Source organism: Paracidovorax sp. MALMAid1276 (assembly GCF_049198005.1).
In the GTDB taxonomy this organism is placed as follows: domain Bacteria; phylum Pseudomonadota; class Gammaproteobacteria; order Burkholderiales; family Burkholderiaceae_C; genus Acidovorax.
The window spans coordinates 1-22,296 of record NZ_JBMIRS010000066.1; the positions used below are offsets into that span (position 1 = coordinate 1).

Below are 22,296 nucleotides of genomic sequence, written 5' to 3' on the forward strand. Positions count from 1 at the left end.
CCCCGGCTTCGACAGGCTCAGCCCGAACGGGTGGAGAGGCGCCCAGGCTTCGACAGGCTCAGCCCGAACGGGTGAAGAGGCGCCCCGGCTTCGGCAGACTCTGCCAGCATCAACAATGCAAGAAGCTACAAAAAATATAGCTATCAACGCTTGATGGGTAAGCGCTAAAGGCTATTTTTATAAAAACTCAGCCAGCCTCATCCGCCGCAAACTCCGGCAATCCCTTCAGCCGCTCGTAGATCGGCGCAAAGTCCGCCGCCGTCATCTCGAACAACTGCTCGAAACTGTCGATCACAAAGTACGTCTGCTGGTACGTGTCGATCTTGTAGCGCGTGCGCATGGTCCGCTCCAGTGCCAGTGGCAGGCGCTGCGGCTCGGGGCTTTGCACCGAGTACGCCAGCTCGCCCGACGAGCTCAGGATCCCGGCGCCATAGGCCCTCAGCTCACCCGCTTCGCGGATCAGACCGAACTCGATGGTGTACCAGTACAGGCGGCTCAGCATCTCGCACGCGCCCAGCCCGTGCGCCTTCAGCCCGCCCTGGCCGTAGCGCTGCACATAGTCGGCAAACACGGGGTTGAACAAGAGCGGCACATGGCCGAACAGGTCGTGAAAGACGTCGGGCTCGACGATGTATTCGAACTCCTCGGGCGTGCGGATCCAGTCCGTCACCGGGAACTTGCGGTGGGCCAGCAGGGTGAAGAAGGGCACCTCGGGGATCAGGCCGGGCACGCCCACCAGCTCCCAGCCGGTGGCCTTGTACAGGCGCTCGTTCACCTCTTCAAAACGCGGGATGCGGTCGCTCGCGCCCAGCGAGGGCAGGGCGTCGATGAAGGCCTGGCTGGCCAGGCCCGGCAGCAGGGCGCGCTGGCGGTCGTACAGGCGCCGGTAGGTGTCGTGGTCGGCGGCGGTGTAGCTGGCGTAATCCTGCGGGCAGGTGTAGTCCGCGTTGGCGCGCGAGTAGTCGCCGCGGGGAGGGCGGGCGGATTGGCCATAGACGACAGGGGCTTGTCCCATTTCTTTTACTCCTTGCCGCCCAGACCGCGCGCCGAAGTGGCGCGCTTTCGCCCGGCGGCTGCTAATCGATCTTGATCTTTGCGGCCCGGATCAGGAACTCGTACTTGCTGTTTTCCGAGCGCACAAACTGCGCAAACCCGTCCAGCGTCAGCTCTTCGGGTGCGATGCCCATCTTCTTGAACTTCTCCCGGCCGGCCGGCGATTGCATGGCGGCGGTGAATGCGTCGGCATAGCGGCGCGCGTCGGCATCGGGCAGCGCGGCGGGCGCGAACAGGCCGAACCAGGTGGACACGTTGAAGCCCTGCACGTTTTCGTTGATGCTGGGCACGTTGGGCAGCGCCTCGTTGCGGCTGAGCGTGGTCACGCCCAGCGCCAGCAGCTTGCCCGACTGGATCTGCGGCAGTGCCGACGCCAGGTTGTCGAACACCAGCAGCACCTGGCCGGATTCGAGTGCGGCCAGCGCGGGCTTGGAGCCCTGGAAGGGCGTGTGGCCCATCCGGGTGTTGGTGAGCGACTTGAACATCTCGGCCGAGATGTGGCCGATGCTGCCGTTGCCGCCCGAGCCGTACTGGAGCTGCTCGGGGTTCTTCTTGAGATAGGCCACCAGGTCGGGCGTGGTCTTGATGCCCAGCTTGGCCGCCTGCGCCGCGTTCACCACCAGCACATTGGGCGTGCGCGCCACCAGCGCGATGGGCTTGAAGTCCTTGAGCGCGTCGTACGGGAAGTTCTTCTTGTACAGCCAGGGGTTGACGGCATGGGTGGCCACCGCGCCCATCAGCACCTGGTTGCTGGCTTTGGCGGACTTGGCGACCTGGTCGGCCCCGATGCTGCCGCCGGCGCCCGGCTTGTTCTGCACGGTGATGGGGCCCAGCTGCGCGGCCGCGCCTTCGGCCACGATGCGGGCCGAGATGTCCAGCGGGCCCCCGGCGGGGTAGGGCACCACGAGGGTGAGCGGGGCGGAGGGGTTCTGGTCCAGCGCGTGCGTGGCCACACAGGCCAGGCCCACGCTGATCAGGGTGCTGCGAAACGGCATCAAGGGTCCTTTAAGGTTCCGGAGAGGGCGCAGTATAGGCAGCTGCTCCGGGTTTACCCTGGATGACTGACGTCCTACGTCTGTCTCAGGCGTTCAGCACGCCGCGGCGGATCTGGTCGCGCTCCAGCGATTCGAACAGCGCCTTGAAGTTGCCTTCGCCAAAGCCATCGCGGTAGTCGCCCTCGCGCTGGATGAATTCAAAGAACACCGGGCCCAGCATGGGCGTGGAAAAGATCTGCAGCAGCAAACGGGGCGTGCCGTCGGCCGTCGTGCCGTCCAGCAGGATGCCGCGCGACTGCAGCTCGGCCACCGGCTGGCCGTGGCCGGGCAGGCGGGTGTCCAGCATTTCGTAATACACCTCGTTGGGCGCGGTGGCCAGGGGCACACCGGCCAGGCCCAGCTTGTCCACCACGTCCAGCAGGTTGTCGCAGATCAGCGCGATATGCTGGATGCCCTCGCCATTGAACTGCATGAGGAACTCTTCGATCTGGCCGCCGCCCTGCTTGGACTCTTCGTTCAGGGGAATGCGGATCTTGCCGTCCGGCGCCGTCATGGCCTTGCTGGTCAGGCCCGTGTACTCGCCCTGGATGTCGAAGTAGCGGATCTCGCGGAAACCAAACAGCTTTTCGTAGAAGCCGGCCCAGAAGCCCATGCGGCCCCGGTACACGTTGTGGGTGAGGTGGTCGATTTCGTTCAGGCCGTGGCCCACGGGGCGGCGGTCCACGCCTTCGATGAATTCGAAGTCGATGTCGTAGATGGATTTGCCGTCTTCAAAGCGGTCGATCAGATACAGCGGCGCGCCGCCGATGCCCTTGATGGCGGGCAGGCGCAGCTCCATGGGGCCGGTGGGGATCTCGATGGGCTGTGCGCCCAGCTCCAGCGCGCGCTGGTAGGCCTTGTGCGAATCCTTCACGCGAAACGCCAGGCCGCAGGCCGAAGGGCCGTGCTCGGCGCCGAAGTAGGCCGCCTGGCTGTGGGGCTCGCGGTTGAGGATGAAATTGATGCCGTTCTGGCGGTACAGCACCACGTCCTTGGAGCGGTGCTTGGCCACGAGGGTGAAGCCCAGCTTTTCAAACACGGCTTCCAGCACGCCGGGTTCAGGCGAGGTGAACTCGACGAACTCGAAGCCCATCAGGCCCATGGGGTTGTCCCAGGCGTGCAGCTGGGCGGCGGTGTCTTGCGGCAGGGCGGCGTTCATGGGGTGTCTCCGGCATCCGTTGATGAATGCCTTCCACTGTAGGCGCGCCCCACCTCACGATTCAGGCGAAATAGGGAGCCAGCCCCGGTGGATTTGCAGGAATGTTGCGTAGACGCCCCCGGGCGATCAATCTGACCGCGCAGCCGGTGGCGTGGCCGCCGACTTTCGGCTTTTCAAGAGCCTCGCAGCTTGCGCAGTGCCAGCGCTGCGTCAATGCGCGCCAGCTCCTCGGTCGAGAACAGCTGCAGGCGCAGCCGGTCCAGGGCCGGGCCCTCGCCCTGCTGAGTGCGCGCCTGGCTGTACTGGTCCAGCCGCTGCTGCCAGTGCTGCTCTTCCCGGTCGAGCTGGGCCAGGGCGTGGGCGGCGGGCTCGCCGTATTGGGCGCTACGGGCCGCGTGGCGGGTGTAGGGGTCGGCGTTCTGCGCGTTGAAGGCGGCCGTCTGCGCAGCTGCGTCCAGGTGTGCAGTGGCCTGGGCGCGCTCGGCACGGCGCGCGGCCGGCAGCTCGGCCTCGGCATCGCGCAGCGCCCGGGCGCGCTGGTCGGCCGTCAGGTCGGGGTTGCGGGCCAGCTCCAGCCGTGCCAGCGTGTAGCGGTCCAGCGCGGCTTCGCTCGCAAACAGCGCGTCGTACTCGGCACCGTCAAAAAAACGCAGGCGCACGGCGTGCCGCGCCTGCAGCGATTCGCGCAGCGCCTGCGGATCGGTCGGGTCCTTGGGCGCGCGCAGCTGGCCCAGGGCCACCCGATAGTCCACATAGCGCTCGGCCAGCGCCAGCGCGCGCGCCGCCAGGCCGGGCGCAAAGTGCTTGCCCACCAAAGCAGCCAGCCGCTGCTTGAGCGCGTCGGGGTCGCTGGCGTCCCCGGCGTCGAGCAGCAGGGCCTCCAGCGTGTTGCGCAGCCCGTCCACCAGCAAGGGATCGTCGGCGGCCCCTGCGATGGCGGCCTGGCGCTGGGCAAAGAAGTCGCTGGCGCCTGGCCCGCCGGGGCGGCCCGCCGTGGGAAGGGTCGAACCTTGCGCCTGGGCGCGCGCACCGCGGCCTTCCGGGCCTGCACCGGCGCCGGGCGAATCGTCCGCCGCGGTGTGCAGCAGCCAAGCGCCGCCCAATGCGGCCACGGCCAGCGTGGCAGCAACCACCTTCTTCACGGCAGGCGCATCACGCCTGCGGGGCCGGGCGCCGTGCATGGCTTACAGCCCCTGCTGCTTGAGGCGGTTGGCGTGCTGGCGGTACAGCGTCACCGGGTCGGTGGAGAACCAGTCGCGCAGGCCCAGCAGCTGGTTCACCTCGTCCAGATGGTTCTGGCGGTAGTCGCCCAGGTGCTTGCCCAGTCGCGACGAGCAGGCAGACACCAGGCCGTCGTTGGCCTCGCCGAACGTCAGGCTCAGCGTGGCGAGCAGGGCGTCGCTGGCGTCCAGCACGTTGGTCAGGGGCAGCGTGCCGGTCCAGGAGTAGTAGCGCACGCCGCTCACCAGCTCGGCGCCATTGCCGCAACCCGACGTGGGCACGCCTTGTGGAAAGCGGGTGTTGAACTTGGCGCTGCCCGCCGTGGTCAGCGAGTCGAGCGCCGCCGTGGGCATCTGGGGCAGGCCGGTGCCGCCGGAGGTCAGGTTGATCAGGGCCACCAGCGCCTTGGCGGCAGCGTTGGCCACGGCTTCGGACACCGAGCCCGCTGGCGCCACGCCCCGCAGGATGTCGGCCACGCGCGAGCCGCGGTTCACGCCGCCGATCGACGTGACCGATGCCACCAGCTGCGGCGCCACACCGGCCACGTAGCGCGTGGTGGGCCCGCCATGCGAATGGCCCACCAGGTTCACCTTGCCGGCACCGGTGATCGCGAGGATGGTCTTGACCTGCGCGAGCAGCTGCTCGCCGCGCACCTCGCTGCTGTTGGCCGCCGAGACCTGCGCCACATACACCTTGGCGCCGCCCTGGCGCAGCGCGTCGGGGATGCCGTAGAAGTAGTCCACGCCCAGCGCCGAGTCAAAGCCAAAAAGCCCGTGCACAAGCACGATGGGATACCGCGTCTGCGTGTAGCCCGCCTGGGCATGGGCGCCTGCCCCGACCAGCAGCAACCCCGCCGTGGCTGCCAGCACCAGTCGCCGCAAAAAGCGGCTGAAAAATCCGGTCATGTGTTTGTCTCCAAGGATGTGATTTTTGTATTCGCAAAAATAGAACGACCGTTCTTTTTTGCAGTTGATATTTTTCAGCCGGCGGGCTGGCTGTCACTATCGGGACATACCCGTGCCCGCATGCCGCTGCCGCAAAAGCGCTGCAACTTCGTAAAATATTGCGCTATGAAAGCATTTGACGCACTGGACAAGCTGGATCTGGCCATCTTGCGCCGCCTGCAGGAAAACGGGCGCGAGACGTACGACGTCATCGGAGAGCAGGTCGGCCTGTCGCCCAGCGCCGTGCTGCGCCGGGTGAAGCGGCTGGAAGACAGCGGCGTGATCGACCGCTATGTCGCGCTGGTGCCCCCTGAAGCGGTGGGGCTGGGGCTCACGGCGTATCTCAACGTGCGGCTCGAAAAACACACCGAAAGCCACAAGCGCAACCCCATGGACCTGTTCCGCGCCAGCGTGCAGACCTGGCCCGAGGTGGTCGAATGCGCGTCGCTGACCGGCGAGATGGACTACCTGCTGCGCGTGGTGGTGGCCGACATGGCGCACTACAGCCGGTTCATCATGGACACGCTGCTTAAGCACCCCAGCGTGCAGGACTGCAAGACCAGCTTTGTGCTGGACCGGGTAAAGGCGACGACAGCGGTGCCGGTGTAACCGGGCAGCCTTAGCGGTGTGCGGGCCGCGTTCTCCACCTTGCCTCGGACGTGCGATTCGCTATACCCTGGCTGTGCTTCGCCACCCAGGCGCATTTGCGCCCTGCGGAGGTCGCGGAGGCGACGGTATGGATGCCCACCAACGTCAGATTGACTAAAAAATCAATAGCAAGAAATCGTTGCTGGATAAGCGCAGAAAGCTGATTTGAACGATTATTCGACTGAGTCCTCTTATTTTGTTGCGCCGCAGCAAAAACCGCTGGAAATGATCAGGGAAAACCCTTATATTTGCCGCCATGATCGCAACGAAAGACTGGCTCAAGGCATCCTGGTACGTCAGCAAGGGGATGCTGACACCGGTGACAGGCCGCCCGTCTGCCGACAGCCATAACCAAGCTCCTGTGATGGTTCCCATCCGTGCCCTCGGCCCCTCCTACCGCGAACGCATCGCGCAGCATTTGCTGCAGCTGGAGCCTGCCGACCGCTATCTGCGCTTTGGCTACGCGGCCAACGATGAACAGATCCGCCGCTATGCCGAGCAGCTGGACTTCAACCGCGACGAGATCTTCGGCATCTACAACCGGCGCCTCGAACTCATCGCGATGGCGCATCTGGCGTTTTCCGAGCACCCCGAGCACAAGCATTGCGCCGAATTCGGCGTGTCGGTGCTGCGGCAGGCGCGCGGCCGCGGCTTCGGGGCCCGCCTGTTCGAGCGGGCGGTGATGCACGCCCGCAACGAGGGCGTGAACATGGTGTTCATCCACGCGCTGTCTGAAAACACCGCCATGCTCAAGATCGCGCGCAACGCGGGCGCCACCGTGCGCCGCGATGGCACCGAGTCTGAGGCCTACCTGCAGATTCCCCCGGCCAGCCTCGACACGCGCATGGCCGAAATCGTGGAGCAGCAGTTCGCCGAGGTGGACTACCAGCTCAAGAAGCAGGCCAAGCAGTTCTGGGACTTTCTGGCCGGCGTGCAGGAAGTGCGCAGCGGCGTTCAGCACGCGCGCCACCAGTCGGCAGAGTGACGACGCGCAGCAGCCCCCGGCTGCGCGTCATGGCGATCCGCTATCCTACGGGGCTGATCCACTACCGCACGTCCTGCACTCCTCCCAGTGTCTGACCCGCACCCCGCGCGGCCTCCTGAAAAGGAAGACAAGCGCTCCTTCCTGCAGAAAGTGGCCGAGTTCATCCACCCCGGCCCGGACTCCACGGAAGATCTCATCGAGACCCTGGCCGACGCTGAAGACAACGACGTCATCGGCGCCGATTCCCGTGTGATGCTCGAGCGCGTCATCCGCATGGCGGACATGACGGCCAGCGACGTGATGGTGGCCACGCGCCGCATGGACATGGTCAATATCGAGGCGCCGCTCGAGGAGCTGCTGAACCTGGTGATCAGCACGGCGCATTCGCGGTTCCCGGTGTACCAGGGCGCGCGCGACAACATCATCGGCATCCTGCTGGCCAAGGACCTGCTCAAGCTGCAGCGCGCGCCCGAGCTGAACATCCGCGCCCTGCTGCGCCCCGCGGTGTTCGTGCCCGAGAGCAAGGGCCTGAACGACCTGCTGCGGGAGTTCCGTGGCAACCGCAACCACCTGGCCATCGTGATCGACGAATTCGGCCGCGTGGCGGGGCTGGTCACCATCGAAGACGTGCTGGAGCAGATCGTCGGCGAGATCGAGGACGAGTTCGACATTCCCGAGGACGACGGCGACATCTTCGGCCTGGCCGACCGCACCTACCGCGTGAGCGGCGACACCTCGGTGGAACGGGTCTGCGAGGCCTTCGACACGCTGGTGCAGAGCAGCGATGCCGACGCGCACTTCGACACCATCGGCGGCCTGATCGCCCATGAAATGGGCCACGTGCCCAAGCGCGGCGAACACCTGCAGCTGGGCGGCCTGCACTTTGTGGTGCTGCACACCAAGGGCGGTGCCGTGCGCTGGTTCAAGGTGTCGCGCGTCGCCGACGATAGCCCGGCCTTCGGCAGCGCCAGCGAGTGACGGCGCCTGCCATTCCCCTGGCAGGCCACCGCCTGGCGCTGCAGGTTCCGCTGGCCGTGGGCGCCGGGCTGGCGCAAGCCGCATCGCTGGCATGGCCGGGCAGCGGGCAGCCGCTGTGGTGGCTGCAGCTGGCGTCCATCGCTGTGCTGGCGTGGCTGGTGCGCCCCGGTGGAGAACGCCGTGCGCCGGGCTGGCGCAGGGGGGCGCTGCTGGGCGGCCTGTTTGCCACGGCCTGGCTGGTGGGCACCTTCTGGTGGCTGTTCATTTCCATGCACACCTACGGAGGACTGGCAGCGCCGCTGGCCGCCCTGGCCGTGCTTGCCCTGGCGGCCTTTCTGGCCACCTACTACGCCGCAGGTTTGGGGATTTTTTGCCGTCTAGCGCTTGCCAGTAAAGCGCTGACAGCTATTCTTTTCGGAGCGATCTGGCTGCTGGCCGAGTTGGCGCGCGGAACGCTATGGACCGGTTTCCCCTGGGGCGCCGGCGGCTATGCGCACGTGGACGGGCCCCTGGCCGTGCTGGCGCGCAGCGTGGGCGTGTACGGGCTGGGCGCCGTGGCAGCGGCGCTGGCGATGTGGCTGGTGCAGCTGCGGGCCGCAGACCTGCGCCGCGTTCGCACCGGGGCGGCGCTGCTGACGGTGGCGGTGGTGCTGGCGGGCCTGGCACTGCAGCGCCAGTGCGCCGTGGAACAGTGCGGCACGCCCGGCGGAGCGCCCTTCCGCGCCATGACGCTGGAGCTGCTGCAGGGCAATATTCCGCAAGACGAAAAGTTCCAGCCCGGAAGCGGCGTGCCCTTGGCGCTGCAGTGGTATGCCGAGGCACTGCGCAGCGCGCAGGCCGACCTAGTGGTGGCGCCCGAAACGGCGATTCCGCTGCTGCCGCAGCAGCTCCTGCCCGGCTACCTGGAGGGCATCCAGCAGCACTATGCACAGGGTCGGCAGGCCGCCCTGCTGGGCATACCGCTGGGAGACGACGCGGTCGGCTACACGAATTCGGTCCTGGGCATGAGCGCCGCCACCCACGCCGAGCCCTACCGCTACGACAAGCACCACCTCGTGCCGTTCGGCGAGTTCATCCCGCCGTTCTTCAGGTGGTTCACGGCCATGATGAACATCCCCCTGGGCGACTTCAACCGGGGCGCCGTCGGCCAGGCGTCGTTTGCGTGGGCGGGCCAACGCATTGCACCCAACATCTGCTACGAAGACCTGTTCGGCGAAGAGCTGGGCGCGCGTTTCATCGACCCGGCGCAGGCACCGACGGTGTTCGTCAATGTCAGCAACATCGGCTGGTTTGGCAACACGGTGGCCATCGACCAGCACCTGCACATCAGCCGCATGCGAGCGCTGGAGTTCGAGCGGCCCATGGTGCGTGCCACCAACACCGGTGCCACGGCCGTCATCGACCACCGTGGCGTCGTCACCCACCAGCTGGAGCGCCACACCCGCGGCGTGCTGCGCGCCGAGGTGCAAGGGCGCGGGTTGGACGCACAAAGCGGCTGGGCCATCACGCCCTATGCATGGTGGGTGTCGCGCTGGGGGCTGTGGCCGCTGTGGGCGCTGGGCGCCGCCGTGGTCGCGGTGTGCGCCCTGGCCCGGCGCGCGCGCCACGTCGTTTCGGCTTGATCCAGCGCAGGCTCCGTGCGGGTGCCCTGACACTTGACTGGGCCAAAACCCGGGCGCTGTCATCCCAAGCCTTGATAATGGAGCCCCACAAGCGGGGGCTTGTCGGCCTGCATCGCAGGCCAAGATGATTTGAGGCGGGGCTCGCCCGCCGTTCTGGAGCACGACTGAAAATGGCAGATTCCTTTTCCTACGAACAACTGATTGCCTCCGGCGAGGGGCGGCTGTTCGGCGCTGACAGCGGGCGCTTGCCGCTGCCACCCATGCTGATGTTCGACCGCATCACGCACATCGACAGCGATGGGGGCGCGCATGGTCTGGGAAAGATCGTCGCCGAGCTGGACGTCAAGCCGGACCTGTGGTTCTTCGCCTGCCATTTCCAGGGCGACCCCGTCATGCCCGGCTGCCTGGGGCTCGATGCCATGTGGCAGCTGATCGGCTTTTACCTGACCTGGCTGCAGCTGCCCGGCCGGGGCCGCGCGCTGGGTGCGGGCGAGGTCAAGTTCACCGGCGAGGTGGGCCCCGACGTGAAGCGCGTGACCTATGAAATCGACATCAAGCGCGTGATCAAGCGCAAGCTCGTGATGGCCATCGGCGACGCCCGCCTGCTGGCCGACGGCAAGGAAATCTATGTGGCCAACGACCTGCGCGTGGGCCTCTTCAAGCGCGAGGGCGACGACAAGGACGCAGCAGCATGACGACCACCAAGAAGCGCGTAGTCATCACCGGCGCGGGCATCGTTTCGTGCATCGGCAACGACCTGCCCACCGTGGAAGCCTCGCTGCGTGCGGGTACCAGCGGCATCAAGGCCGTGGAAAAGTTCAAGGAGCTGGGCCTGCGCAGCCAGGTGGGCGGCGTGCCGCAGATCGACATCGAGGCGCGCATCGACCGCAAGCAGCTGCGCTTCATGGGCGATGCGGCCGCCTATGCCCAGATCGCGCTGGAAGACGCGATTGACCAGGCGGGCCTCACGCCCGAACAGGTCAGCCACCCGCGCACCGGCCTCATCATGGGTTCGGGCGGCGGCTCGCCCGCCAACCAGATCGAAGCGGCCGACACGCTGCGCGAAAAAGGCATCCGCCGCGTGGGGCCCTACCAGGTCACGCGCTGCATGAGCTCCACCGTGTCCGCCTGCCTGGCCACCAACTTCAAGGTCAAGGGCATCAACTACTCCATCACCTCGGCCTGCTCCACCTCGGCCCACTGCATCGGCGCGGCCGCGCAGCAGATCGCCTGGGGCATGCAGGACGTGATGTTCGCGGGCGGCGGCGAGGAACTGAGCTGGGGCATGTCGCTGCTGTTCGACGGCATGGCCGCGATGTCCAGCAAGTACAACGACACGCCCGAGAAAGCCTCGCGCGCTTACGACGCCAACCGCGACGGCTTCGTGATCGCGGGCGGCGGCGGTGCCGTGGTGCTGGAGAGCCTGGAGCACGCCCAGGCGCGCGGCGCCACCATCCTGGCCGAAGTGGTGGGCTTTGGCGCCACCAGCGACGGCGAGGACATGGTGGCCCCCTCGGGCGACGGCGCCATCGCCTGCATGCGGCAGGCCATGGAAGGGCTCGATGCCCCCATCGACTACATCAACACCCACGGCACCTCCACGCCCGTGGGCGACATGCAGGAAGTGCGGGCCATGCGGGCGCTGTTCGGCGACCAGGTGCCGCCGTTCTCGTCCACCAAATCGCTCACCGGCCACTCGCTGGGCGCCACGGGGGTGCAGGAGGCGATCTACTGCATGATCATGCTCAACAAGGGCTTCATCGCCGGATCGGCCAACGTGGAGACGCCCGACCCGGCCCTGGGCGACATGCCGCTGGTCACGCAAACGCGCGATGCACAGCTGAACACTGTGCTGTCCAACAGCTTCGGCTTTGGCGGCACCAACGCCAGCCTGGTGTTGCGCCGCTGGAAGGGCGCCTGACTGGTTTTTCTCGCCGGTCTCGCTGCCGCCAAACCCGCCCCCGCGCACTGCGGCGGCGGGTTTTTTCATGGAGTGGGGCAGGCTACTTGCGCGGTCGGGGCGTCAGCGCCTCGTGCAGCAGCGCGGGCACCATGGCCAGCATGCGCGTGGCCTGCAGGCCCGGCGGGTGGTGGTTGGCGTGGTAGCTGTACAGCGACATGGGCGGCAGGTCGGGCAGTTCCACCGCCACCATGTGGGCCGGGTCCAGGCGGATGGCGGTGAGGAAGTCCACCACCGTGAAGCCCATGCCCAGCCGCACCAGCTCCAGCGCCAGGCGCGACGTCTGCACCTGCAGGCCCGGGCCGCCCGGCGTGCCCAGGCGCTCGGCCGTGCGGTCGATGGACTGGCGCATGGGGTCGTCGCCCACCAGGCGGATCACCGGCACCTGCGCCAGGCGCGCGGCCATGCTGGCGGCGCGCGGCGCGCGGTCCCACACGGTGCGGGCCACGGCCAGCGACAGGCGGCCGCTCACCAGCAGCTCGCTGTGCACCTGCGGGTGCGGGTGCTCGAAAAAGCCCAGCCCAAAGTCCACGCTGCGCGTGAGCAGCGCCTGCGTCATCTGGTCCTGGTGGATGGTGCGCACCTCCACGCCCACATGCGGGTGCTTTTGCGCATGGCAGTGCAGCAGCGTGGGCAGAAACTCGTGCGTGATCGACGGAATGGCCGCCAGCCGCACATCGCCCAGCTCGGTGGTCGCGAGGTTGCGCGCCGTGCGCTGCAGCGCGTCCAGCTGGCGGTGGATGCTGCCGGATTCCACGGCCAGCACCTGCGCCTCGGGCGTGGGCGTAAGCCCCGCAGGCGTGCGGTTGAACAGCCGGTAGCCCAGCTGCAGCTCGGTATGCGCTACGGCCTTGCTCACCGCCGATGGTGTGATGCACAGCAGGCGCCCCGCCGCGCTCATGCTGCCGGTCTGCAAGACGGCCTGGAACACTTCGAGCTGGCGGAGATTCATGGAGAAAAAGCAAAAAAGCAGCGAGGAACAGGCTGTGAATTCAATTCACAGGGTGACGCCAATTATTCCAGCTGGCTGTGCATGAATTTCTCATAGGATGCCGCACCGCCTGACAGCCCCGCCTTGGCGGCTGGACGGCAGCAGGGCACCGCATCACCCGGTGGTGCCCGAAGAACGACCTTGAGACACAACCCATGCGAATCTTTTCTGCTTCTTCCACTTCCATCACGCGCCGCTGGCTGGCGGGCGTGGTGCTCTCGGCCCTGTCCACCGTGGCCCTGGCCCAGGCGGCCAAGCCCCATGTGGTGGTGCTGGCCACGGGCGGCACCATTGCCGGTGCGGGCGCCTCGGCGGCCAACAGCGCCACCTATGCGGCGGCCAAGGTGCCGGTCGACAAGCTGCTGGCGGGCCTGCCCGAGCTGGCCAACGTGGCCAAGGTGTCGGGCGAGCAGGTGTTTCAGATCGCGTCCGAGAGCTTCACCAACGAGCACCTGCTGCGCCTGGGCCAGCGCGTCTCGGCCCTGACCAAGCAGGCCGATGTGGACGGCATCGTCATCACCCACGGCACCGACACGCTGGAAGAAACGGCGTACTTTCTGAACCTCACCGTGCGCACCCACAAGCCCATCGTGGTGGTCGGCTCCATGCGCCCCGGCACGGCCCTGTCGGCCGACGGCGCGCTGAACCTGTACGACGCCGTGACCGTGGCCGCCAGCAAGGACGCTGCGGGCAAGGGCGTGCTGGTCACAATGAACGACGAGATCCAGAGTGGCCGCGACGTGCACAAGCACATCAACATCAAGACCGAGGCGTTCAAGAGTCAGTGGGGCCCGCTGGGCATGGTGGTGGAAGGCAAGAATTACTGGTTCCGCGCGCCGGTCAAGCGCCACACCGCGCAGTCCGAGTTCAACATCGACGACATCAAGGCCCTGCCCGCCGTGGACATCGTCTACGGCTACGGCAACATGAACACGACCGGCATCGAGGCCTATGGCAAGGCGGGCGTCAAGGCGCTGATCCACGCCGGCACGGGCAACGGGTCGGTGGCCGCACAGGCCGTCGAATCGCTCAAGGCCCTGCGTGGTCAGGGCGTGCAGATCATCCGCTCGGCCCGCGTGCCCGACGGTTTTGTGCTGCGCAACGCTGAGCAGCCTGACGACAAATACGACTGGGTGGTGGCGCATGACCTGCGTCCGCAAAAGGCCCGCATCCTTGCCATGGTGGCTTTGACCAAGACCCAGGACAGCAAGGAACTCCAGCGCATTTTCTGGGAGTATTGAGAAGACCCCCTGAGTCGCTTCGCGCCTTCCCCCTGAAGGGGGACGCCCCCAGCGCGGCGGGGCGGCCCTTGCGCGGGGGCACTGGCCGGGTTCGCGCCGGTATCGACGGGCGGCGAGCTGCGCAGCGACAGGCTATTTCAGACAAGACTTGGCGCACCACATATGCGCCGACGGACTGCCCGCAAAGGTGGTCACCGGCACGCACCGGCTTATAGCTCGCGTGACTGGTTGGGAAGGCTGGGGCTCCAAAAGGGCTCCGGCCTTTTTTCATGCGCGCGCGCCGATGTGGTGGGCGCTGTCGCAGCACGCGCGGCGGCGCGCCGTAAAATCGCCGGTTTGCGCGCGCGATGCCCGTCCTGGTTGCCTTTTGGACGGCGGGCCTCGGCTTGCTCATGCACCGCGTTTTCTTCTTTTCCCCTTACTTTACCGGCCCTGGCTTGCCAGTGCCTCAGCCACAGACGCCATGTTGACCTTCCAGCAAATCATCCTGAAGCTGCAGTCCTACTGGGACGCGCAGGGTTGCGCGCTTTTGCAGCCCTACGACATGGAAGTGGGCGCAGGCACCTCGCACACCGCCACCTTCCTGCGCGCCATCGGCCCCGAGCCCTGGAAGGCCGCCTACGTGCAGCCCAGCCGCCGCCCCAAGGACGGCCGCTATGGCGAGAACCCCAACCGCCTGCAGCATTACTACCAGTACCAGGTGGTGCTCAAGCCCGCACCGGCCAACATCCTGGAGCTGTATCTGGGCAGCCTCGAAGCCCTGGGCTTCGATCTGAAGAAGAACGACATCCGCTTTGTCGAAGACGACTGGGAAAACCCCACGCTGGGCGCCTGGGGCCTGGGCTGGGAAGTGTGGCTCAACGGCATGGAGGTGACGCAGTTCACCTACTTCCAGCAGGTCGGCGGCATCGACTGCAAACCCGCCACCGGCGAGATCACCTACGGGCTGGAGCGCCTGGCCATGTACCTGCAGGGCGTGGACAACGTCTACAACCTGAAGTGGACCGACACGCTGAGCTATGGCGACGTGTACAAGCAAAACGAGGTGGAACAGTCCACCTACAACTTCGAGCACAGCGATGCGGACTTCCTGTTCACCGCGTTCAATGCGCACGAAAGGCAGGCGAAATACCTGATGGAGCAGCAGCTGGCTCTGCCCGCGTACGAGCAGGTGCTCAAGGCCGCGCACAGCTTCAACCTGCTGGACGCACGCGGCGCCATTAGCGTGACCGAACGCGCCGCCTACATCGGCCGCATCCGCAACCTGGCCCGCAGCGTGGCGCAGAGCTACTACGACAGCCGCGAGCGCCTGGGCTTCCCCATGGCGCCGCGCGAGTGGGTGGAACAGATGACGAAGAAGGCTGCGTGAGAGAAATGACGATGACGACCCAAAACCTCCTCGTTGAATTGTTTGTCGAAGAGCTGCCGCCCAAGGCGCTCCTGAAGTTGGGTGAAGCCTTTGGGTATGGGATAGCTACGAGCCTCGCAAGGCAAAACCTTGTTAATCCGAACGTCTCAGGCGCTTTTGACGTCTTTGCTTCTCCACGTCGACTTGCTGTTTTGATACGAAAAGTCGATGACAGAGCCGAAGATGAGCCGGTTTCTCAAAAGCTGATGCCTGTGACCGTGGGCTTGGACAAAGACGGCAACGCCACGCCCGCGCTCTTGAAAAAGCTGCAGGCGCTGGGCGCCGATGTGTCCAACCCCGCCGCCGCCGTGGCCGCGCTCAAGCGCGCGCAGGACGGCAAGGCCGAAGCCCTTTTCTACGACAGTGTGGTGCCCGGCGCCACGCTGCAGGCGGGCCTGCAAAAAGCGCTGGATGAAGCCATCGCCAAGCTGCCCATCCCCAAGGTGATGAGCTACCAGCTCGAAACCGACTGTGAACTGCCCGGTTGGACCAGCGTGAACTTTGTGCGCCCCGCGCATGGCCTGGTGGCCCTGCATGGCGCCGCTGTGGTGCCGGTGAAGGCGTTGGGCCTTGCCGCTGGCAACCGCACGCAAGGCCACCGTTTTGAAGCCACCGTGTCGCCCGTGGTGCTGGCAGATGCCGACAGCTACGCCGCCACGCTGCAAAAAGACGGCGCGGTGATCGCATCGTTTGCCGAGCGCAAGGCCGAGATCGCACGCCAGCTGGCCGCTGCCGCCGCCCAGGTGGGCAATGGCGCCCGCCCCATCGACGACGAGGCGCTGCTGGACGAAGTGACCGCGCTGGTCGAGCGGCCCAACGTGGTCATCTGCCAGTTTGAAGAGCAGTTCCTGGGCGTGCCGCAGGAGTGCCTCATCCTCACGATGAAGGCCAACCAGAAGTACTTCCCGCTGCTCGACGCCGCAGGCAAGCTGACCAACAAGTTCCTGGTGGTCAGCAACATCAGTCCCGAAGACACGAGCTTTGTCACCGGCGGCAACGAGCGCGTGGTGCGCCCGCGCCTGGCCGATGCGAAATTCTTCTTCGACCAGGACCGCAAGAAGACGCTGGCCTCGCGCGTCGAGGGCCTGGGCAAGGTGGTCTACCACAACAAGCTGGGCACACAGGGCGAGCGCGTGGAGCGGGTTCGCGCCATCGCCAAGGCCATTGCCACGCAGCTGGGCGAAGCCCAGCTGGTGCAAGACGCCGACCTGGCCGCGCAGCTGGCCAAGACCGACCTCGTGACCGACATGGTGGGCGAGTTCCCCGAGCTGCAGGGCATCATGGGCGGCTACTACGCCTTGAACGACGGCCTGGGCGAGACTGTGGCAAACGCGATCGAAGACCACTACAAACCCCGATTTGCGGGCGACGCACTGCCGCGCAATATGGCGGGCGTGGTGGTGGCGCTGGCTGACAAACTCGAAACGCTGGTGGGCATGTTCGGCATCGGCAATCTGCCCACCGGCGACCGCGACCCGTTTGCGCTGCGCCGCCATGCGCTGGGCGTGATCCGCATGCTGGTCGAAAAAGACCTATCGCTGGACTTGAGCGCGCTGCTGGCCGGTGCCGTGCCTGCCTTTGGCGACAAGATCACCGACGCGTCGGCGCAGCTCGCTGACTTCATCTACGACCGCCTCGCCGGCAGCCTGCGCGAGCAGGGCTACAGCGCGCAGGAAGTGGACGCCGTGCTGGCCTTGCGCCCGCAGCGCCTGGCCCTGGTCGAGAAGCAACTGGCGGCCGTGCGTGCCTTCGCCGCGCTGCCCGAGGCCCCGGCCCTGGCCGCCGCCAACAAGCGCGTGGGCAACATCCTGAAAAAGGCCGAGGTCGAGGGCGCGGTGGATGCGCATGTGAACCCCGAGCTGCTGCAGGAAAAGGCCGAGCAGGACCTGTACACCGCGCTGCAGCGCTTTGTGCCGGAGGCCAATACACAGTTCGACGCCGGTGACTACACCGGCAGCCTGCAGACCCTGGCCGTGCTGCGCGCGCCGGTGGATGCGTTCTTTGACGATGTGATGGTCAACGCCGAACAGCTGGACGTGCGCATGAACCGCCTGGGCCTGCTCAAGATGCTGCACAACGCGATGAACCGCGTGGCCGACCTCTCGCGTCTGGCCGTGTGACCCTGGGGCTGATAGGCTGGCGCTCTGTTCCCACTCGGCACGCCCTCCCATGAAACTCGTCATCCTCGACCGCGACGGCACCCTCAACCCGCTGGGGGATGACTACATCACCTCGGCCGACGAGTGGATGGCCCTGCCCGGGGCGCTGGAGGCCGTGGCGCGGCTCAACCATGCGGGCTGGCACGTGGTGGTGGCCACCAACCAGCCGGGGCTGGGGCGCGGGCTGTTCGACGTGGTGGCCCTCAACGCCATCCACGCCAAGATGCTGCGGCAGGTGGCGGCGGTGGGCGGGCGCATCGATGCGGTCTTTTACTGCCCCCACGCTGCCGACGAAGACTGTGCCTGCCGCAAGCCCGCACCGGGCCTGCTCGAACAGATCTGCGACCGCTACGGCGCCGAGCGCCAGGAGGTGCAGGTGGTGGGCAACTGCCCCGCGCACCTGCTGGCCGGCGCGGCGCTGGGTGCGCAGCTGCATCTGGTGTGCTCGGGCCAGTCGGCGCAGGTGGAGCCCGAAGACGGCCCGCCGCCCGGCCTGCCGCCCGGCACGCGCCTGCACGCCAGCCTGGGCGACTTTGCCGACCACCTGCTGCCCGTGGCGCCCCAGCCGGGCAGCAGCCCCGCGCCGGGGGGCGCCGATGCGGGCGGTGCCACCGCCCCGTCTCCGGGTGCTATCCTTTAGTGCTATTTAATTTATAGCTGTCAGCGCTTAATAGATAAGCGCTGGCGGCCAAAAATACCTCAAACAAGGCAGTCATGGCATTTCTCCGCTCGGTCATTCACCTTCTCTGGATGGGCATCACCGTGGTGCCCTACGCGCTGGCCATCATGCTGGGCACCTTGCTGGGGGTGCGGGGGCTGCCGCTGTACCGCATCGCGCGGGCCTGGCTGGCGCTGTGCATCAGCGGCGCGCGACGCATTCTGGGCATCCGGGTCGAGATCACCGGCATGGAGAACCTGCCGCAGGGCGAGCACGCAGGCGCGGTGCTGCTGGTCAAGCACCAGTCCACGTTCGAGACCTTTCTGATGCCGACCATCATGCCGCACCCCCTGGCCTATGTGTTCAAGAAGGAGCTGCTGTACGTGCCCTTCTTCGGCTGGGCCATCGGGCGGCTGGACATGATCCACATCGACCGCAGCCAGCGCACCCAGGCCTTCAACAAGGTGGTGCAGCAGGGCAAGGACCTGCTGGCCAAGGGCATCTGGATCATCATGTTCCCCGAAGGCACGCGCGTCGCGCGCGGGCAGAAGGGCCAGTACAAGACCGGCGGCACGCGCCTGGCCATCGACACCGGTGCGCCCGTGGTGCCGATTGCCGTCACGTCGGCCAAGGTCTGGCCGCGCAAGGCCTTCATCAAGCGGCCTGGCGTGGTCGAGGTGTCCATCGGCAAGCCCATTCCCAGCGCCGGCCGCCAGGCGGACGAGCTGATGCGCGAGGTCGAAGACTGGATCGAGGCGGAAATGCGCCGTCTGGACCCCGGCGCCTACCCCGCCGTCCCGCAGCCTGCGGGCGCCGGCCGTGCCGCCGGGCAGTGAGCCGGGCCGATGATGCAGCGGCTTGTGCAGTTGGCGCTGGACCTGTTCGACGATGCGCCGGCGGCGCGCGCGCCCAGTGTGCCCAGCGCGCCCGCATCATCCGCACCACCGGCCGCCCCGGCACCGCCCGCAGCCCGGCCTGTGGTGCAGGACTTTGATCAAAAAGTGCCTTCAGCGCTTGATGGTAAAGCGCTGATAGCTCCTAAAAATGTAGCAAATCAAGCCTTGGCAACGCCAGCGGCTTCGTTGCCCTCGGTGCTGTCCCCCGCCGAATTCCGCCACCCGCAGGCCAACCGCGAGGTGCTGCTGGGCGACGCGGTGGTGGCCTATGCGCTGGTGCGCGGCCGGCGGCGCTCCATCGGCTTCACCGTGGGCCCCGACGGCCTGGCGGTGCGTGCGCCCAGCTGGGTGACGCTGGGCGCGGTGGACGCCGCGCTGCGCGAAAAATCGGGCTGGATCCTGCGCAAGCTGGGCGAGGCGCGTGAACGCCAGCAGCGCATCGAAGGGGGCCGCATCGTGTGGGCCCAGGGCGCCGTGCTGCCCTACCTGGGCGAGCCGCTCACGGTGGTGCTGGACCCGAGCCACGGCTTTGCGGGCCAGGGCGGGGCGCTGGTGCCGGGCGCCGGGCCGGGGCAGGGCGCCAGCCTGCACATCGGCCTGCCCCACAGCGCCAGCCCCGCGCAAATCCGCGACGCCGTGCAGGCCTGGCTCATGCGCGACGCGCGGCGCCACTTCACGGCCCGGCTCGACCACTTTGCGCCCCTCTTGGGCGTGCGCTGGGCCAGCCTGCGCCTGTCCAGCGCCAACACCCGCTGGGGCAGCGCCAAGGCCGACGGTTCCATCCGCCTGAACTGGCGCCTGCTGCACTACCGCCCGGCCATCATCGACTATGTGGTGGCGCACGAGTTGGCCCATCTGCGCGTGATGGACCACAGCCCGCGTTTCTGGGACACCGTGGCCACCGTGGTGCCCGACTATGCGCAGCTGCGCAGCCGCTTGCGCGACGAACCGGCCCCTTTATGGGATTGAAAAAGGACCCTGACGATGACCGAAGCCAAGATTTCCCCCGCCGACGGCTATGCCGGTGACGTGACCCCCCAGCAGGCCTGGCAGTGGGTACAAAGCGGCCAGGCCGTGCTGGTGGATGTGCGCAGCGATGCCGAGCGCGAGTGGGTGGGCCAGGTGCCCGGTGCCGCCGCCGTGGCCTGGAAGCAGTGGCCGGGCATGGCGATGAACGCGGACTTCGATGCGCAGATGCGCGCCGCCGTGCCGGCGGGCACGTCGGCCGTGCTGCTGTGCCGCAGCGGCGTGCGATCCATCGCCGCCGCGCGCCGCGCCACCGAGCTGGGCATCACCGCCTACAACATCCTCGAAGGGTTTGAAGGCGATGCCGATGCGCAGGGCCAGCGCGGCAAGAAGGGCGGTTGGCGCTTTCATGGCCTGCCCTGGAAACAAGGCTGATGCTCTCAAAAAAATAGCTGCCAGCGCTTTATGGATAAGCGCTGGCAGCTGATTTCTTTTGAAAGTTGACTTGCCCCGGCGTTTCGTCCGTCTGGGGCGTCGGAACACCCACGGCTCAGCCCGGTGCCCCCGTGGAACCGGCTTTGCCGGGCCACCGGGTGCGTCCCCCTTGGGGGAAGGCGCCGCAGGCGACTCAGGGGGTCACTTCAGTGCAGGAATTCGCAGCTTCTGGCCGGGGTAGATCTTGTCGGGGTGGCTCAGCATGGGCTTGTTGGCCTCGAAGATCGCGGGGTACTTGTTGGCGTCGCCATAGAACTTCTTGGCAATGGCGCTCAGCGTGTCGCCGCGCACCACGTCGTGGTACTGGGCTTCAGGCTCGGGGTTGGTCACCGTCATCTGGTTGTCCACGCTGGTCACGCTGGCCACGTTGCCGCAGCACAGGGTGATCTTTTCCTTGGCGGCCTGCGTGGGGGCGGCGCCCTTCACCGTGACCTTGCCCTGGCTGCCGTCAAACGCCACCTGCACATTCGTCGCGCCCAGGTTCTGCGCGGCGATGTAGGTTTCGATGGCCTTGGCCGCCTTGGCGTTCAGATCGTCCTGCGAAGGCGCTGCGGCCCCGGCCGCAGGCGCGGCCTGCGCTTCCTTGCCGCCAAACAGCTTTTCGCCGGCTTCCTTGATGAAACTGAAAAGACCCATGAGGTACCTCCTGTCGTTGCAAATGTGGTCAAAGCGGGACCGGCCACTTTAGCGGCAATGCGGTGCGCCGATGTGTCGGACGGCGGCTTGATACGATTTTTCACACTGGGGAGCGCGGCGATGCCGCAGCGAAACCGCGGCGAGATGGCGGAGGGATGCAGCAGCCCATGCCGGGTGTCGCCCGCCGGGCAGCCCCTCGGGCAAAACTCGGGATAATCCGCCGCATGACTTTTCTGGCCATCGACGTCGGCAACACCCGCCTCAAATGGGCGCTGTACGACGCTCCCCGCCCCGGGGCCGTGCTGATGGCGCACGGCGCCGAGTTTCTGGACCATATCGACCGGCTGGCCGAAACCAGCTGGGCCGCGCTGCCCGCGCCGCAGCACATGCTGGGCTGCGTGGTGGCCGGCGACGCCGTCAAGCGCCGTGTGCAGGAGCAGATGGAACTGTGGGACGTGGCGCCCTCGTGGGTCATCTCATCCACCGAAGAGGCCGGTCTCGTCAACGGCTACGACCATCCCTCGCGCCTGGGCTCGGACCGCTGGGTGGCGATGATCGGCGCGCGCCACCACGTCCTGGCACAAGGCCCCGCGCGGCCCATCGTGGTGGTGATGGTGGGCACGGCCGTCACGGTCGAGTGCATCGATGCCGAGGGCCGCTTCTTGGGCGGCCTCATCCTGCCGGGCCACGGCATCATGCTGCGCGCACTCGAATCCGGCACCGCCGGCCTGCACGTGCCGACCGGCGAGGTGCGCCTGTTCCCGTCCAACACCAGCGACGCGCTGACCAGCGGCGGCACCTATGCCATTGCCGGCGCCGTTGAGCGCATGGTTCAGCACCTGCTGCAGCACGGCGGCCAGGAGCCCGCCTGCATCATGACCGGCGGCGCCGGCTGGAAGATGGCCCCCAGCATGACGCGCCCCTTCGAGCTGGTGGACAACCTGATCTTCGACGGCCTGCTGGAAATTGCCGCGCGGCGGTTTGGGGGCTGAGGCCTGCCGAAGCTTGCGATGGGCGTGGGCTTGTGGGGCTTGCTCCACACGTTCGAAGTCGGAAACCGTTGGTGCCAGTCAAGGCACGTCGTCGTCATCGGATGGATGTGACGGCGCTTTCGTCACGGACCGCCGAAACAGTCGCTGCCCCAACGCCAGCAACCGCCGCGCAAGGGCCGCCCCGCCGCGCTGGCGGTGTCCCCCTTCCCGAATCACGCAGTGATTGGAGATAAGGGGCTGAGGGCCGCGG

General features: G+C 67.0%; 21 protein-coding genes. 14 read left to right on the plus strand and 7 right to left on the minus strand.

From position 1 onward, the window contains the following. Window positions 1-187: 187 nt before the first annotated feature. From phhA to ACOQFS_RS04065, 5 genes are all read right to left on the minus strand, one after another. Window positions 188-1,015, minus strand: coding sequence for a phenylalanine 4-monooxygenase (gene phhA, locus ACOQFS_RS04045; protein WP_421561665.1), 828 nt, complete (start codon window positions 1,013-1,015; stop codon window positions 188-190). 61 nt (window positions 1,016-1,076) lie between these two features. Next, window positions 1,077-2,048 carry a Bug family tripartite tricarboxylate transporter substrate binding protein gene (locus ACOQFS_RS04050; protein ID WP_421561666.1) on the minus strand — a complete coding sequence of 324 codons (972 nt, stop codon included), beginning with the start codon at window positions 2,046-2,048 and terminating at the stop codon, window positions 1,077-1,079. 85 nt (window positions 2,049-2,133) lie between these two features. After that, on the minus strand, window positions 2,134-3,246 hold the full coding sequence (hppD, locus tag ACOQFS_RS04055) for a 4-hydroxyphenylpyruvate dioxygenase (protein ID WP_421561667.1): 1,113 nt from the start codon (window positions 3,244-3,246) through the stop codon (window positions 2,134-2,136). Window positions 3,247-3,419: 173 nt separating this feature from the next. After that, entirely contained in the window at window positions 3,420-4,388 is a 969-nt protein-coding gene (locus ACOQFS_RS04060) for a lipase secretion chaperone (RefSeq protein ID WP_421561668.1), read from the minus strand. Between the two features lie 42 nt (window positions 4,389-4,430). Next, a complete protein-coding gene (locus ACOQFS_RS04065) occupies window positions 4,431-5,372 on the minus strand; it encodes an esterase/lipase family protein (RefSeq protein ID WP_421561669.1) in 942 nt (313 codons plus the stop codon). Window positions 5,373-5,537: 165 nt separating this feature from the next. On the opposite strand from ACOQFS_RS04065, the gene ACOQFS_RS04070 reads away from it, so the two are divergent. The 6 genes from ACOQFS_RS04070 to fabB all read left to right on the plus strand — a co-directional run bounded on the left by ACOQFS_RS04070 (window position 5,538) and on the right by fabB (window position 11,565). Continuing rightward, window positions 5,538-6,020, plus strand: coding sequence for an Lrp/AsnC family transcriptional regulator (locus tag ACOQFS_RS04070; RefSeq protein WP_421561670.1), 483 nt, complete (start codon window positions 5,538-5,540; stop codon window positions 6,018-6,020). A gap of 295 nt (window positions 6,021-6,315) precedes the next feature. Further along, complete coding sequence (locus ACOQFS_RS04075; RefSeq protein ID WP_421561671.1) at window positions 6,316-7,044, plus strand: GNAT family N-acetyltransferase; 729 nt, start codon at window positions 6,316-6,318, stop codon at window positions 7,042-7,044. Between the two features lie 87 nt (window positions 7,045-7,131). Then, window positions 7,132-8,022: an HlyC/CorC family transporter gene (locus ACOQFS_RS04080; protein WP_421561672.1), complete on the plus strand. Its 891-nt coding sequence runs from the start codon at window positions 7,132-7,134 to the stop codon at window positions 8,020-8,022. Next, on the plus strand, window positions 8,019-9,644 hold the full coding sequence (gene lnt, locus ACOQFS_RS04085) for an apolipoprotein N-acyltransferase (protein ID WP_421561673.1): 1,626 nt from the start codon (window positions 8,019-8,021) through the stop codon (window positions 9,642-9,644). The genes ACOQFS_RS04080 and lnt overlap by 4 nt, the downstream gene beginning before the upstream one ends. A gap of 170 nt (window positions 9,645-9,814) precedes the next feature. Beyond that, a complete protein-coding gene (gene fabA / locus ACOQFS_RS04090) occupies window positions 9,815-10,339 on the plus strand; it encodes a 3-hydroxyacyl-[acyl-carrier-protein] dehydratase FabA (protein ID WP_421561674.1) in 525 nt (174 codons plus the stop codon). Beyond that, the gene (fabB, locus tag ACOQFS_RS04095; RefSeq protein ID WP_421561675.1) at window positions 10,336-11,565 is read left to right on the plus strand and encodes a beta-ketoacyl-ACP synthase I; all 1,230 of its coding nucleotides are present in this window, start codon (window positions 10,336-10,338) and stop codon (window positions 11,563-11,565) included. The genes fabA and fabB overlap by 4 nt, the downstream gene beginning before the upstream one ends. Before the next feature lie 82 nt (window positions 11,566-11,647). Here fabB and ACOQFS_RS04100 read toward each other — a convergent pair whose 3' ends face one another. Beyond that, window positions 11,648-12,556, minus strand: a complete 909-nt coding sequence (locus ACOQFS_RS04100) for a LysR family transcriptional regulator (RefSeq protein WP_421561676.1) — start codon at window positions 12,554-12,556, stop codon at window positions 11,648-11,650. 194 nt (window positions 12,557-12,750) lie between these two features. On the opposite strand from ACOQFS_RS04100, the gene ACOQFS_RS04105 reads away from it, so the two are divergent. The 7 genes from ACOQFS_RS04105 to ACOQFS_RS04135 all read left to right on the plus strand — a co-directional run bounded on the left by ACOQFS_RS04105 (window position 12,751) and on the right by ACOQFS_RS04135 (window position 20,358). Further along, window positions 12,751-13,836: a type II asparaginase gene (locus ACOQFS_RS04105; protein ID WP_421561677.1), complete on the plus strand. Its 1,086-nt coding sequence runs from the start codon at window positions 12,751-12,753 to the stop codon at window positions 13,834-13,836. Between the two features lie 463 nt (window positions 13,837-14,299). Further along, a complete protein-coding gene (gene glyQ / locus ACOQFS_RS04110; RefSeq protein WP_421561678.1) occupies window positions 14,300-15,205 on the plus strand; it encodes a glycine--tRNA ligase subunit alpha in 906 nt (301 codons plus the stop codon). A 77-nt stretch (window positions 15,206-15,282) separates the two neighbouring features. After that, complete coding sequence (gene glyS, locus ACOQFS_RS04115; protein ID WP_421561684.1) at window positions 15,283-17,364, plus strand: glycine--tRNA ligase subunit beta; 2,082 nt, start codon at window positions 15,283-15,285, stop codon at window positions 17,362-17,364. Between the two features lie 49 nt (window positions 17,365-17,413). Next, window positions 17,414-18,043, plus strand: a complete 630-nt coding sequence (gene gmhB, locus ACOQFS_RS04120) for a D-glycero-beta-D-manno-heptose 1,7-bisphosphate 7-phosphatase (RefSeq protein ID WP_421561679.1) — start codon at window positions 17,414-17,416, stop codon at window positions 18,041-18,043. Window positions 18,044-18,117: 74 nt separating this feature from the next. Further along, a complete protein-coding gene (locus ACOQFS_RS04125) occupies window positions 18,118-18,897 on the plus strand; it encodes a lysophospholipid acyltransferase family protein (RefSeq protein ID WP_421561680.1) in 780 nt (259 codons plus the stop codon). Window positions 18,898-18,909: 12 nt separating this feature from the next. After that, window positions 18,910-19,926 (plus strand): M48 family metallopeptidase, encoded by a 1,017-nt coding sequence (locus ACOQFS_RS04130; RefSeq protein WP_421561685.1) that lies wholly within the window; start codon window positions 18,910-18,912, stop codon window positions 19,924-19,926. 15 nt (window positions 19,927-19,941) lie between these two features. After that, complete coding sequence (locus ACOQFS_RS04135) at window positions 19,942-20,358, plus strand: rhodanese-like domain-containing protein (protein ID WP_421561681.1); 417 nt, start codon at window positions 19,942-19,944, stop codon at window positions 20,356-20,358. A 201-nt stretch (window positions 20,359-20,559) separates the two neighbouring features. On the opposite strand, the gene lysM is transcribed toward ACOQFS_RS04135, so the two are convergent. Continuing rightward, a complete protein-coding gene (lysM, locus tag ACOQFS_RS04140) occupies window positions 20,560-21,054 on the minus strand; it encodes a peptidoglycan-binding protein LysM (RefSeq protein ID WP_421561682.1) in 495 nt (164 codons plus the stop codon). A 224-nt stretch (window positions 21,055-21,278) separates the two neighbouring features. Here lysM and ACOQFS_RS04145 point away from each other — a divergent pair, with 224 nt between their 5' ends. After that, window positions 21,279-22,046 (plus strand): type III pantothenate kinase, encoded by a 768-nt coding sequence (locus ACOQFS_RS04145; protein WP_421561683.1) that lies wholly within the window; start codon window positions 21,279-21,281, stop codon window positions 22,044-22,046. Window positions 22,047-22,296: the final 250 nt, after the last annotated feature.